Genomic DNA, 12,677 nt, shown 5'->3' on the forward strand with positions numbered 1-12,677 from the left:
GCCGCCCTGTTCCAGCCAACGGGTGGCGGCGGGTTGAATCGGAGTGACGTCGATGCGGCAAAGCTCTCATGCCACCGCTCGCCTGGGGTTGGTGCTCGGAACGGTGCTTCTCGGCCAAGCGCTTGCCGCATGCAGCTTGTTCCAAGGTTCCGAACAACCGGTTTGGCGCACCGCGACCATCGTCGACGGACACTTCAATCCCGACAGCATTTCCCTTGCGGCTGGGACGCCGGCCACGCTCAAGGTCGGGCTCGTCGGGTTCATGGAGGCCTCGATCCGCAGCCCGGCGCTTGGGATCGAGCCGACCCTGCTGCCGACTAATCAGCCCCGCGAGAACAAGAGCCACAACGCCGGGCCGGGGAACTTCAAAATGGCGTCATTTCCGCTCAGGCCGATGGCCGCCGGCACGTACCAGATCATCTGCGACTGCGGCGGGCATGAGGAGATCCTGACGCTGACCGTGCAACCGGGGGGATAGCGTCGGCATGCATCCCGCCACCGCACCGGGCACGAACGCGATGGGCCGGCACCCGATGCGCGCCATCGGTGCTGCCGTTCTGGTACTCGCCTGCTGGCACCTCGAGCGCGCCCGGGCGCAGGACGCGCCGCCGGCGCGACCCGCGATCATGTTCAACCGCTGGCAGGAGGACTGGTCGGTCCTGGCCGATCCCCGCGTGCCGCGCGAGCCGCTCGATGCGCTCAAGTACATCCCGCTGTCGGCGACGGATCCCGAGACCTATCTGTCGTTCGGCGCCACGATCCGCGAGCGGTTCGAGTCCAATTCCGCGGCCCAGTTCGGGACCGCCGGCAACCGCTCCCAGAACTATGTGATCAGCCGCACGGAGCTGCATGCCGACCTGCATGTGGGCCAGCATGTCGAAAGCTTCCTGCAGCTGCAGAGCGACTTCGCGCCGGGCAAGACGCAGTTGGTGCCGGTCGACCGCAATCGCGCCGACATCGAGCAGGCGTTCGTCGTGGTGACGGAGCCGGCGGGCGACGGCACGCTGAAGCTGCGGCTCGGCCGGCAGCAATTCGCTTTCGACCTGCAGCGCTTCGTCTCGGTGCGCGACGGGCCCAACGTGCGGCAGTCCTACGACGCGGCCTGGGCCGATTACGAGACCTGGCCCTGGCGCTTCATCGGCTTCTACAGCCAGCCGGTGCAGACGCGGGACCGGCGGGCGTTCGACGATTTCAGCAACGGTCATCTGACATTCAGCGTGCTGCGCGTCGAGCGCAGGCTCACCCAGGCGATCAGCCTTTCGGCCTACTACTCCCATTACACCCAGGACGGCGCCCGGTACCTGAGCGTCACCGGCAACGAGCGGCGGGAGAATTTCGACGTCCATCTGGACGGCACGGCCGCAGGCTTCGACTGGGACGTCGAGGGGATGGGGCAATTCGGGCGGATATCCAACGAGGATGTCGAGGCCTGGGGCATGGGCTCGCTCGGCGGCTATACTTTCGCGAACCTGCCCCTGACGCCCCGGCTCGGGCTGCAGATCGATGCGGCGTCGGGCGACAGCAATCCCCACGACCGGACGCTCGGGACGTTCAACCCGCTCTTCCCGAACGGCGCCTATGTCACGCTCGCCGGCTACACCGGCTATACGAACTTCGTCCAGGTCAAGCCGTCGGTCACGATCCACCCGTTCGAAGATGCCAAGCTGATGTTTGCCGCGGCACCGCAATGGCGGGAGAGCACGGCAGACGCCGTCTATACCCAGCCGAACGTGCCGGTGCGCAACACGGCGGGCCGGGGCGACCTCTATACAGGCGCCTATAGTCAGGTGCGGCTCGACTGGGCCGTGTCGCGGTCCACCGCCTTCGCGGTCGAGGCCGTGCATTTCCAAGTGGGCGATACGATCCGGCGCGCCGGCGGCCACAACAGCGACTACGTCGGCGTCGAGATCAAATACGGGTGGTGAGACCATGAAGCTCGATCTGCCGGCGCTCCTGAGCCTCAACGGCGGCTATGTGGACACGGCCGGGTTCCTGGCCTTGCAGGGCCTGTTCACGGCGCATGTCACCGGGAATTTCGTGACGTTCGGTGCGGCGATCGTGCTCGGCACCTCCGGGGCCTTGGCGAAGCTGTTGGCCCTGCCGATGTTCTGCCTGGTGGTGATCGTGACGAGGTGGCTCGGCCGCGGGCTCCCGCGTCTGGGATTGCCCGTGCTGCCGACGATGCTCGGCCTGAAAGTGGCGCTGCTCATCGCCGGGGCGGCACTCGCCATCCGGTTCGGCCCCTTCACCAACGGCGATGCCTGGACGGCGCTCGCCACCGGCATGGTCCTGGTCTCGGCCATGGCGATCCAGAACGCCGCCCATCGGATCCATCTGGCGAGCGCGCCGCCGACCACGCTCATGACCGGCACGACCACCCAGATCATGATCGACGTGGCCGATCTCATCGGCGATCTGCCGGCGGAGGCGAGAGCGGCCGCACGCTCCCGCCTCGTTCGGATGTCGATCAGCGTCGCGAGCTTCGCCGTCGGCTGCGCCCTGGCGGCGACATTCTACGCCTTCCTCAACGTCTGGTGCTTCGTTGTGCCGCCGGTCCTGGGCTTGCTCTCGATGGCGCTGCGCACGACGGCCGCCGCCTGATGACGGCCGGCATGTCGCCCATGTAATTCACAGTCACGCGGCGTGTTCGCGCCGCCAGGCGCCGGGCGGCATCCCGACGACGCTCGTGAATACGCGGGTCAGGTGGCTCTGGTCGGCGAAGCCGCAATCGACGGCCGTTTCGGCGATCGCCGTCCCGGGACGCAGCAGCAGGTCTTTCGCCTGCTGAATCCGGCGATCGAGCAGCCATTTGTGCGGCGTCATGCCGGTCGTCTGCTTGAACGCCTTGATGAAATAGCTGCGCGACAGGCCGCATTCCGCGGCGATGGCCGTGATCGAGGCCTCTTTGCCGACATGCAGCAGCAGGAGCTCCCTGGCACGCCGCTCCTGCGGGCCCGACAGGCGCCCGATCTGCCGCGCCGCGGGCACCTGCAGGCCGCCATAGGTCTGGGCGAGGTGGCTGTTGAGCGCCAATGCCACATGCTCGACGAACAGCGCCTTGGCCACCGTAGGATCGCTCAAGGCCGGCAGCAGGGCGCGCCCGAGGCTCGCCGCGATCGGATCGACGATGCCCGGCCCGCTGAAGAGCCGGTCGATCCGGCGGGCACCGCTTTCTTCAGCCAACCGATCCAGCGCCGCGCGGGGCACATGGAAGAACAGGAAGTCGAACGGGCTGCACAGATAGGCCGCATAGGCTTCGCTCAAATCGCGGATCCCGAGCGAGTCCGCCGGAAAGGACCGAGTCTCGGTGAAGCGCCCGTTGCGCACGAGCTGCTGGCTGTCGCCCCGGAGCGAAATCGAAACGAGGAACCCATCTTCCAGTGCGGGTGCCGACACTTGGCCGAAGACCGGCAGCGCCGACCGCTTGCGATGGACGGTCAGATCGGAGTGCGGTTCCCAGCCGGTCCGAAGGAACCCGCGCTGGTTCTCGCCATAGTGCTGGGACAGATACTGCGCGAAACAGCTGTCCTCGGCCGATGGGGATCGGTGCCGGATCATCAGAGTCGAGCCCAGATTGGTGCGCGGAGCACTAGTGCCGCGATCTGGCGGACTCTAGTGCTCCGCACCCCTGGGAATATTGTAGAGGAGTCACGTCGCTTGCCCAATAGGCGCATGCTCGCCCGGGGCTCAATGCAGTTTACGGTCCCACCGGAGAAACGGCGCGTAGGCGTCGAGGCGGAGGTTGCCGTAGGTGTGGGCGACATGGACCGTGGTCGCGAGCGCGATGTGCTCGAGAAAGCCGGGTGCAACGGTCTCGGGGCTGGCGAGCAGGGGCAGCAGGGCGGCGCCGATCTGCTCGATGATTGGGTCTTCGTGGCCGGGCGCGCATTGGAGGGCTTCGAGCCTGGGGGCGCCGGCCTCGTCGGCCAGGGCGTCGAACAGCGGCCGCGGCATGTAGAAGCTCAGGCAATCGAGCGGGCCGCCGATCGAGACCGCGAAGTCGTCCATCAGATTTGCGATGCTGATCGAGCCGGGCGCATAGGTGCCGGCCGAGACCGGGTGCCCGTGGCGCCATAGCTCGAGATGCCCAATGGCGGCCAGATGCAGGATGACGATGAACGCATCCTCCGCAGGAATCGTCTGTTTCAGGCCGAGTTGATCGCGGCCGCAGCAGAGCCGCGTTACGGCGAAGCGCCGGCGTCGCGGCCCCGAGGTCACGAGCGAGGGGGCGGCGTCGAGCCCGAAATATCGGCCAAGCCGATGACCGTAGGCGCCGGTCGGTCCCATCGGATCATCCTTGCAGGGTTCTTGCCCCGCCGTCTCTCGGCGCCGCCAGGATCCCGCCCCCGATCGCATCGTCGTCCGTCCCGATTCCGGCCATGACGCGGTCCCTAGGAGCTGTGATGGTGAAAGGCCGCATTCTGCAAGAGGGCGAGGCTCCGGGTCTTGAACAGAAAATCGATGGTTGTTCGAATAAGGTGCTGTCGAGCGCGTCCGGCACGCGGGCGATCGCGCAAATTGCGGACTTTTGTTCAATCCTTCCGGCAGAGCCTCGGCCAATTTGCGGGCGACCGGGACAAGACGGCTCCGCACCGGAAGGTGGCGGGGCGTCTCTCCGTCGTCACGCGAGAAGGATCATGTCATGAGCACCATCACCACCAAGGACGGGACCCGGATCTTCTACAAGGACTGGGGCAGCGGGCAGCCGGTCGTGTTCAGCCATGGCTGGCCGTTGACGGCCGACGCCTGGGACAGCCAGATGCTGTTTTTGGGATCGCACGGCTATCGCGTCATCGCGCACGACCGCCGCGGCCACGGCCGGTCGAACCAGCCGTGGCACGGCAACGACATGGATACCTACGCCGATGACCTGGCGGCGCTGACGGAGGCGCTCGACCTCAAGGATGCAATCCATATCGGCCATTCGACCGGCGGCGGCGAGGTCGTGCGCTACATCGCGCGCCATGGCTCGAAGCGGGTCGCCAGGGCGGTGCTGATCGGCGCCGTGCCGCCGATCATGCTCAAGACCGCGGCCAATCCGGGTGGCCTGCCGATGGAAGTGTTCGACGGGCTCCGCGCAAGCTTCCTCGCCGACCGGTCGAAGCTGTTCAAGGACATCGCGGTGCCGTTCTACGGCGCCAACCGGCCGGGCAACATTGTGTCGGCCGGGCTTGCGGACGGGTTCTGGCTGCAAGGCATGCAGGGCGGTGCCAAGGGCCTCTACGACTGCATCAAGGCGTTCTCCGAGACGGACTTCACCGAGGATCTGAAGCAGATCGACGTGCCGACCCTGGTGATCCACGGCGACGACGACCAGATCGTGCCGTTCGCCAACTCCGGCGTGCTCACGGCCAAGCTCATCAAGGGCGCCGTGCTCAAGGTCTACCCCGGCGGCCCGCACGGCGTCGCCGAGACCAACCTGGACCAGATCAACGCCGACCTGCTCGATTTCATCAAAGGCTGAGCAGCCGGCTTGTCAGATATTGTCGACGGCCTGGTTCTCGCTGCCGAGCGCGATTTCGGCAGCGAGGCTCAGGCCACGACCACGGCCGACTGCACGAGCCGTTCGATGGCGGCGGCGTCGTAGCCGGCCAGTTCGAGGATCTGCCGCGTGTGCTCGCCGTGCAGCGGCGGGGCCTGCTCGACCGCGCGCGGCGCGCCGTTGAACACGACGGGGTGGGCGATGGTCTTCATCGGCCCCAAGGTCGGGTGCTGGTAGTCGAGCACGATGCCGCGCGCCGCGGTATGGGGATCGTCCAGCATCTCGTTCAGCGTGTTGATCGGCGCGCAGGGCACGCCGAGGCCGCTCAGCAGGCCTATCCATTCGTCGCGCGGGCGGGCGCCGATGATCGCCTGGACCGTCGCGACCGTCTCGGCGAAATGCCGGACCCGGTCCGGGTTGGTGCGGAAGTGCTGGTCCAGGATCAGTTCCTCGCGCCCGACGGCCCGGCAGAAGCGCTGCCACAGATTGTCGTTGGCGATGCCGATCATCAGCGGCGCGTCGCACGCCTCGAACGCCTGATAGGGGCAAAGCGATTCATGGCCCGAGCCGCATTTCTCCGGCTGCACGCCCTTTTCCCAGAAGCTCTGCAGGTTGTAGCCAAGGAACGCGACGGCGGTCTCGTAAAGCGACACCTCGAGCCGCGTGCCCTCGCCGGTCCGGCCGCGCTGGATGAGCGCTGCCATGATGCCGGAGAGCGCGTGCAGGCCCGTCGCCTGGTCGATCGGCGAGATCGGGCTGCGGATGTGGCCGGCGCCCTTCTCGCCGGTCAGGCTCATGATGCCGCTGAACGCCTGCAGGATGACGTCGTAGCCCAGGCCGTTCGCCCGCGGGCCTGACCGTCCGAAGCCCGAGATGCTGCAATAGATCAGGTCCGGCTTCTCCGCCTTGAGCGCCGCATAGTCGATACCGAGCCGTTCGGCGACGCCGGTGCCGTAGCTCTCGATGGCGATGTCGGTCGTGCGTGCCAGGCGGCGCACGATCTCGCGCCCCTCGGCAGTTTTGAGATCGACCGCCAGGCTTCGCTTGTTGCGGTTGACGCTCAGGAACACCGCACCCTCGCCGTCGCGGAACGGCGGCCAACGGCGCGTCTCGTCGCCGACCTCAGCCGGCTCGACCTTGAGGATCTCGGCGCCCAGGTCGCCCAGGTACTGGGTGCACAACGGCCCGGCCAGCACTTTGGTGAAATCGAGCACGCGCATGCCAGCGAGCGGCTTGAACATCGGCCATCCCTCCCTCGACGTCCGGTCGGCCTCGATCGCAATTTATTTGGTCCGACCATTTGACAATCAGATAATAGGGCCATAGCATCACGTCCTGTCAACAGAGCGGACGCGGGCGAGCCATGACGGGTGAAGTGATCGAGCTGGGACAGATCCGGGTCGAGCGGACCTACGAGGCGCTGGCGGGTCACCTGCGCGAGCAGATCCTGAAGGGCGAGATCCCGCCCGGCGCCGTGCTGCCGAACGAGCGGGACCTCTGCGACCAGACGGGTCTGAGCCGTGGCTCGGTGCGCGAGGCGCTGCGCATCCTCGAAGCCGAGGGGCTGGTCACGACCCGGGCCGGTCGCAGCGGCGGCCGGGTGGCACGCCTGCCGGGGGCGGAGGGCGTCGAGCGCTCGCTCGATTTCTTCATCCGCGGCCAGCAGGTGCCGTTCGCCGCCGTGCTCGAGACCATGGAGGCGCTGGAGCCGGCGCTGGCGGCGCTGGCGGCCCAGCACCGCACGCCGCAGGATATTGCGGCGCTCGAGGAAATCAGCCGGGAGATGGCCGATCCGACAATCGATTCCGCCCGCTACCTGGCTCTGAACGCCGCCTGGCATCTGGCCGTCGCGCGCGCCAGCCACAACGCGCTGCTGGTCGCGGTCATGCAGGCGCTGGGCCCGCGGCTGCACGACCCGCATGTCGAGGATTTCGTCTCGCTGGACATGCGCCAGATCGTCCTTGGCGCCCATGCGCGCGTCCAGCGCGCCATCGTCGAGGGCGATGCAGAGGCCGCACGCCGGCGCATGGCCCGCCATCTGCGCGCCTATTGCGAAACGGTCGAGCAGGTCGGGCCGGAGACCGTCGTGCTGACCTGAGCGCGCATGCGCCGCGCGTCGAAACAATGACGGCGGCGGAGACAAGGGAGGGTGCTGCAGCGCATGAGTATCGACTTCGACCTCGAGGACGGCGTCGCCCTGGTGACGATCAACCGGCCCGATCGGCTGAACGCCATGGACGCCGAGCATTACGGCCTGCTGTCGGACGCCTGGATCCGCATTCGCGACGACCGGGCGATCCGCGCTGCCGTCATTACCGGCGCCGGCGAGAAATCCTTCTCGGTCGGCGCCGATCTCAAGAGCTTCATCGGCCAGGCGCCTGACTTGGCCGAGTTCATGCTGAGCCAGAAGGGCCAGTTGCTGAATCGTGGGCTCGAGGTCTGGAAGCCGATCATTGCTGCCGTGAACGGCTATTGCCTGGGCGGCGGCATGACCCTGCTGCTTGCGACCGACCTGCGCTTCGCCGCCCCGCATGCGAGTTTCGCCTTGAGCGAAGTGAAGCGCGGCGTGTTCCCGGGCAACGGTGGGACCCAGCGCATCCTGCAGCAGCTGCCTTACCCGATCGCCATGGAGCTGCTGCTGACCGGCGACCCGATCGACGCCGAGACGGCGGCGCGCTGGGGCCTGATCAACCGGATCGTCCCCGCGGGCGAGCTCGTCGACACCGCGATGGCGGCTGCCCGGCGCATCGCGCGGAACGCGCCGCTTGCGGTGCAGAGCGCCAAGGAGCTGGCGATCCGCAGCCGCGACCTCGGCCTCGCCGACGGGCTCCGGATGGAACAGGCGATGCTGCGCCTGCTGCAGACCTCCGAGGACGTCCAGGAAGGCACTCGCGCCTTCGCCGAGAAACGCGCCCCCGAATTCAAGGGAAGATGAGCATGGTCGAGAGCAAACCTAAGGCAACCGGCCGCAAGGTCGTCATCACCTGCGCCGTCACCGGCTCGATCCATACGCCCTCGATGACGCCCTACCTGCCGATCACGCCGGCCGAGATTGCCGAGGCGGCGATCGGTGCCGCCGAGGCCGGTGCCGCGATCCTGCATCTGCACGCACGCAAGCCGGATACCGGCCAGCCGACGCCGGATCCGGCCGTGTTCATGGAGTTCCTGCCGCGCATCAAGCAATCAACCGACGCGGTCATCAACATCTCGACCGGCGGCGGCCACGGCATGGCCTTGACCGAGCGGCTGGCAGCAGCACTCGTGACCCGGCCCGAGATGGCGTCGCTCAACATGGGCTCGATGAATTTCGGGCTCTTCCCCGGCCTGGACAAGCCGCGCGACTGGCAGCACGCCTGGGAGCCCGCCTATCTGGAGATGACGCGGGACTTCATCTTCCGCAACACGTTCAAGGACATCGAATTCGTCCTGACGGAGCTCGGCCAGGGCTGCGGCACCAAGTTCGAATTCGAATGCTACGATGTGGGCCATCTCTACAACCTGGCGCATTTTGTCGACCGCGGGCTGGTCAAGCCGCCGTTCTTCATCCAGACGATCTTCGGCATCCTGGGCGGCATCGGCGCCGACCCGGACAATCTCGTCCATATGCGCCACATCGCCGACAAGCTGTTCGGCACGGATTACCACTGGTCGGTGCTGGCGGCCGGCCGCCACCAGATGGCCTTCACGACGCTCGCCGGCATCTATGGCGGCAACGTCCGCGTCGGGCTCGAGGACAGCATCTATATCGCCAAGGGCGAGCTCGCGAAGAGCAATGCCGAGCAGGTCACCAAGATCCGCCGCATCCTCGAGGACCTGAGCCTCGAGATCGCGACGCCGGCCGAGGCGCGCGCCCAGCTCGGCCTCAAGGGCGGCGATCAGGTCGCCTTCTGAACAACCAAAAAGACCAACGGGGAGGACACCATGCACATGAAGGGCATCTGTGGCGCCTTGCTGGCGCTCGGTCTCGGCCTGGCAGTGACGGCTGAAGCCGAGACGGTCAAGCTCGGCGTGCTGACCGACTTGAGCAGCACCTATTCGGCCTCGTCCGGCAAGGGCGCCATCGTTGCGACCCAGATGGCGATCGACGATCTGAAATCGGAACTGGCCGCTGCCAAGTTCGACGTGCAGGTGCTGAGCGCCGACCATCTGGGCAAGGCCGACGTCGGCTCGTCGATCGTGCGCGGCTGGTTTGACAATGACGGCGTCGACACCATCGTCAACGTGCCGAATTCGGCGGTGGCACTGGCGGTGCAGAACCTGACCCGCGAACGCAAGAAGATCTTCCTGATCACGGGCGCCGCGACGACGGATCTGACGGGCAAGGCCTGTTCGCCCTATTCCGCGCACTGGACCGACGATGCCTACACGCTCGCGTCCTCGACCCCGATCGCCCTGCTGAACCAGGGCCTCAATACCTGGTTCTTTGTGACTGCCGACTATGCCTTCGGTCACAGCGCCGAGGAGGAGGCGACAAAGGTGGTGCTCGCCCATGGCGGCAAGATCGTAGGCTCGGTCAAGCACCCGGTCGCCGTCGCCGACATGTCATCGTTCCTGCTGCAGGCCCAGGCTTCCCACGCCAAGGTCATTGCGCTTGCCAATGGGGGCGGCGACACGATCAACGCGATCAAGGCGGCCCACGATTTCGGCATCGCTCAAGGCGGACAGGCGCTGGTCGGCATGGGCCTGTTCATCACCGATGTCCATACGCTGGGCCTGGACGTGGCCCAGGGCCTCTATCTCACCACCGGCTTCTACTGGGACCGCACGCCGGAAACGCGGGCCTGGTCGAAGCGCTATGCCGCCCTCATGGGCGGCAGCATGCCGACGCGCGAGCATGCCGAGACCTATTCTGCCGTGCGCCATTACCTGCAGGCGGTGATTGCCACGCACACGAAGAATTCGGACACGGTCATGGCCAAGATGAAGGCGACGCCGGTCGATGATTTCTATGCGCCGGGGGCGACATTACGCGAGGACGGGCGGCTCATCCGCCCGGTCTACCTGGCCCAGGTCAAGACGCCGGCCGAATCCAAGTACCCGTGGGACTATTACAAGATCATCAGCGCCATCAAGCCGGAGGACGCGTTCCGCCCGCTCGCGGCCGGTGGCTGCCCTTTCGTCAAATCCTGATCTCGGAGGAGTTCCCGATGGAACGGTCCTGGCTGTTCGTGCCCGGCGATTCGGAACGCAAGATGGCAAAGGCGGCGGCGAGTGGCGCCGACGTGCTGATCCTCGACCTCGAGGACTCGGTCGCGGTCCAGAACTTGGCCCCCGCGCGCGGCCTCGTGCGGGAATATCTCGCGTCCCGGCCCGACCGTGCCGGCCAGAAGCTGTGGGTCCGCATCAATCCGCTCGCAACGCCGCTGGCGCTCGCCGATCTCGCCGGCATCATGCCAGGCGGCCCGGACGGCATCCTGTTGCCGAAGCCGGAAAGCGCCGAGGAAGTCACGGTGCTGGGCCACTATCTCGACGCGTTCGAGGCGGCGAACGGGCTTGAGCCGGGTCGGACGAAGATCATGCCGGTCGCGACCGAGACGGCGCTCGGCATGTTCCAGCTCGGCGCCTATCGCGGCCGCACGCCGCGCCTCGCCGGACTCACCTGGGGGGCGGAAGACCTGGCGGCCGCCTTGGGCGCCGGCACCAACCGGCGGGCCGACGGCGCCTATGCGCCGCCGTACGAGCTGGCGCGCTCGCTCTGCCTCATGGGCGCCGTCGCCGCCGGCGTGTCGGCGATCGACACGATCACTGCCGATTTCCGCGACTCGGGCCTCATCGCGCGCGAGACCGAGGAGGGCCGGCGCATGGGCTTCCGCGGCAAGATCGCGATCCATCCGGACCAGGTGCCGATCATCAACCGCGCCTTCACGCCGAGCGAGGTGGAGATCGCCTGGGCGCGCCGTGTCGTCGCCGCCTTCGCCGAAGCCGGCACCGGTACGGTCGGGCTCGACGGGCAGATGCTCGATATGCCGCACCTGAAGCAGGCCCAGAGCCTGCTGGCGCGCGCCGGCCTTTAGGAGAGGGCGAATGGATTTCGGGCTGACGGAAGAGCAGGCATCGATCCGCGACGCGGTGGGACGCATCATCGACGGGTTCGACGAGCGCTACTGGCTGGAGCGCGACCAGGCCGCGACCTTCCCCGATGAATTCTATGCCGAGATCGTCAAGGGCGGCTGGCTCGGCATCGCCATGCCGGCGGAATACGGCGGCGCTGGCCTGGGTGTGACCGAGGCGGCGCTCATGATGCATCGCATCGCCTCATCGCCGGGCGGCCAGGCGGCGGCCTCCGCGATCCACATCAACATCTTCGGGCCGCATCCGATCGTGGTGCACGGCACCGAGGCGCAGAAGCGGGAATGGCTGCCGGCGCTCATCGAAGGACGCGCGCGCACCTGCTTCGGCGTGACCGAGCCCGACGCCGGGCTCGACACGACCCGGACCAAGACCCGGGCGGAGCGGGTCACCGGCGGCAACTATGTCGTCCATGGCCAGAAGATCTGGACCTCGACCGCCCAGCGCGCCGACAAGATCATGCTCTTGGCCCGCACCACGCCGATCGACGAGTGCCGGAAGCCGGCGGACGGCCTCACGCTGTTCTACACCGACCTCGACCGGCGCCATATCGACGTGCATCTCATCCACAAGATGGGCCGGCACGCGGTCGATTCGAACCAGATCTTCATCGATGCCCTGCCGGTGCCGGCCGAGCACCGCATCGGCGAGGAGGGCCAGGGCTTCCGCTATCTCCTGGACGGGCTCAATCCGGAGCGCGTGCTGATCGGCATGGAGGCGGTCGGCATCGGCCAGCATGCGCTCGACCGCGCCGCGCGCTATGCCCGCGAGCGCCACGTCTTCGGCCGGCCGATCGGCCAGAACCAGGGCATCCAGCATCCGCTCGCCGAGAGCTGGATCGAGCTCGAGGCGGCCTGGCTCGCCTGCATGCGCGCCGCCTGGCTCTACGACAGCGGCAAGCCCTGCGGGCCCGAGGCCAATGCCGCCAAGTTCCTGGGCGCACGCGCCGGCTACGAGGCCTGCGTGCGTGCGGTCATGACCCATGGCGGCATGGGCTACGCCCAGGAATTCCACGTCGAGCGCCTGTTGCGCGAGTCCGTGATCGCACGCCTCGCCCCCGTCAGCGAGCAGCTGATCCTCAGCAACATCGCCGAGCGCGTGCTCGGCCAGGCGAAGTCTTATTGAG

General features: G+C 67.3%; 13 protein-coding genes. 10 read left to right on the forward strand and 3 right to left on the reverse strand.

Annotated features, from left to right (window positions below):
* The first annotated feature begins 43 nt into the window (after positions 1–43).
* From IEY58_RS03835 to IEY58_RS03845, 3 genes are read left to right on the forward strand one after another with little or no spacing between them, the layout of a single operon-like run.
* Positions 44–478: a cupredoxin domain-containing protein gene (locus IEY58_RS03835; protein ID WP_189042714.1), complete on the forward strand. Its 435-nt coding sequence runs from the start codon at positions 44–46 to the stop codon at positions 476–478.
* 7 nt (positions 479–485) lie between these two features.
* The gene (locus tag IEY58_RS03840; protein ID WP_229743464.1) at positions 486–1,925 is read left to right on the forward strand and encodes an alginate export family protein; all 1,440 of its coding nucleotides are present in this window, start codon (positions 486–488) and stop codon (positions 1,923–1,925) included.
* Between the two features lie 4 nt (positions 1,926–1,929).
* Positions 1,930–2,601, forward strand: coding sequence for a YoaK family protein (locus IEY58_RS03845; protein ID WP_189042716.1), 672 nt, complete (start codon positions 1,930–1,932; stop codon positions 2,599–2,601).
* A 33-nt stretch (positions 2,602–2,634) separates the two neighbouring features.
* Here IEY58_RS03845 and IEY58_RS03850 read toward each other — a convergent pair whose 3' ends face one another.
* A complete protein-coding gene (locus IEY58_RS03850; RefSeq protein WP_189042718.1) occupies positions 2,635–3,558 on the reverse strand; it encodes a helix-turn-helix transcriptional regulator in 924 nt (307 codons plus the stop codon).
* A 129-nt stretch (positions 3,559–3,687) separates the two neighbouring features.
* On the reverse strand, positions 3,688–4,287 hold the full coding sequence (locus IEY58_RS03855) for an AraC family transcriptional regulator (protein ID WP_189042720.1): 600 nt from the start codon (positions 4,285–4,287) through the stop codon (positions 3,688–3,690).
* A 355-nt stretch (positions 4,288–4,642) separates the two neighbouring features.
* On the opposite strand from IEY58_RS03855, the gene IEY58_RS03860 reads away from it, so the two are divergent.
* Positions 4,643–5,464, forward strand: coding sequence for an alpha/beta fold hydrolase (locus IEY58_RS03860; protein WP_189042722.1), 822 nt, complete (start codon positions 4,643–4,645; stop codon positions 5,462–5,464).
* A gap of 68 nt (positions 5,465–5,532) precedes the next feature.
* On the opposite strand, the gene IEY58_RS03865 is transcribed toward IEY58_RS03860, so the two are convergent.
* Positions 5,533–6,723, reverse strand: coding sequence for a CaiB/BaiF CoA transferase family protein (locus IEY58_RS03865; protein WP_189042724.1), 1,191 nt, complete (start codon positions 6,721–6,723; stop codon positions 5,533–5,535).
* Positions 6,724–6,845: 122 nt separating this feature from the next.
* Here IEY58_RS03865 and IEY58_RS03870 point away from each other — a divergent pair, with 122 nt between their 5' ends.
* The 6 genes from IEY58_RS03870 (at position 6,846) to IEY58_RS03895 (ending at position 12,676) form a co-directional block, all read left to right on the forward strand.
* Entirely contained in the window at positions 6,846–7,580 is a 735-nt protein-coding gene (locus tag IEY58_RS03870; RefSeq protein ID WP_189042726.1) for a FadR/GntR family transcriptional regulator, read from the forward strand.
* 63 nt (positions 7,581–7,643) lie between these two features.
* Positions 7,644–8,417: an enoyl-CoA hydratase/isomerase family protein gene (locus tag IEY58_RS03875; protein WP_189042728.1), complete on the forward strand. Its 774-nt coding sequence runs from the start codon at positions 7,644–7,646 to the stop codon at positions 8,415–8,417.
* A gap of 2 nt (positions 8,418–8,419) precedes the next feature.
* Positions 8,420–9,373, forward strand: a complete 954-nt coding sequence (locus IEY58_RS03880; protein ID WP_189042730.1) for a BKACE family enzyme — start codon at positions 8,420–8,422, stop codon at positions 9,371–9,373.
* Between the two features lie 30 nt (positions 9,374–9,403).
* Positions 9,404–10,612, forward strand: coding sequence for an ABC transporter substrate-binding protein (locus IEY58_RS03885; RefSeq protein ID WP_189042732.1), 1,209 nt, complete (start codon positions 9,404–9,406; stop codon positions 10,610–10,612).
* 17 nt (positions 10,613–10,629) lie between these two features.
* Positions 10,630–11,496 carry an HpcH/HpaI aldolase/citrate lyase family protein gene (locus IEY58_RS03890; protein ID WP_189042734.1) on the forward strand — a complete coding sequence of 289 codons (867 nt, stop codon included), beginning with the start codon at positions 10,630–10,632 and terminating at the stop codon, positions 11,494–11,496.
* 10 nt (positions 11,497–11,506) lie between these two features.
* Positions 11,507–12,676: an acyl-CoA dehydrogenase family protein gene (locus IEY58_RS03895; protein ID WP_189042736.1), complete on the forward strand. Its 1,170-nt coding sequence runs from the start codon at positions 11,507–11,509 to the stop codon at positions 12,674–12,676.
* Position 12,677 lies beyond the last annotated feature (1 nt).

The sequence above is a fragment of the Aliidongia dinghuensis genome (assembly GCF_014643535.1).
GTDB lineage: Bacteria > Pseudomonadota > Alphaproteobacteria > ATCC43930 > CGMCC-115725 > Aliidongia > Aliidongia dinghuensis.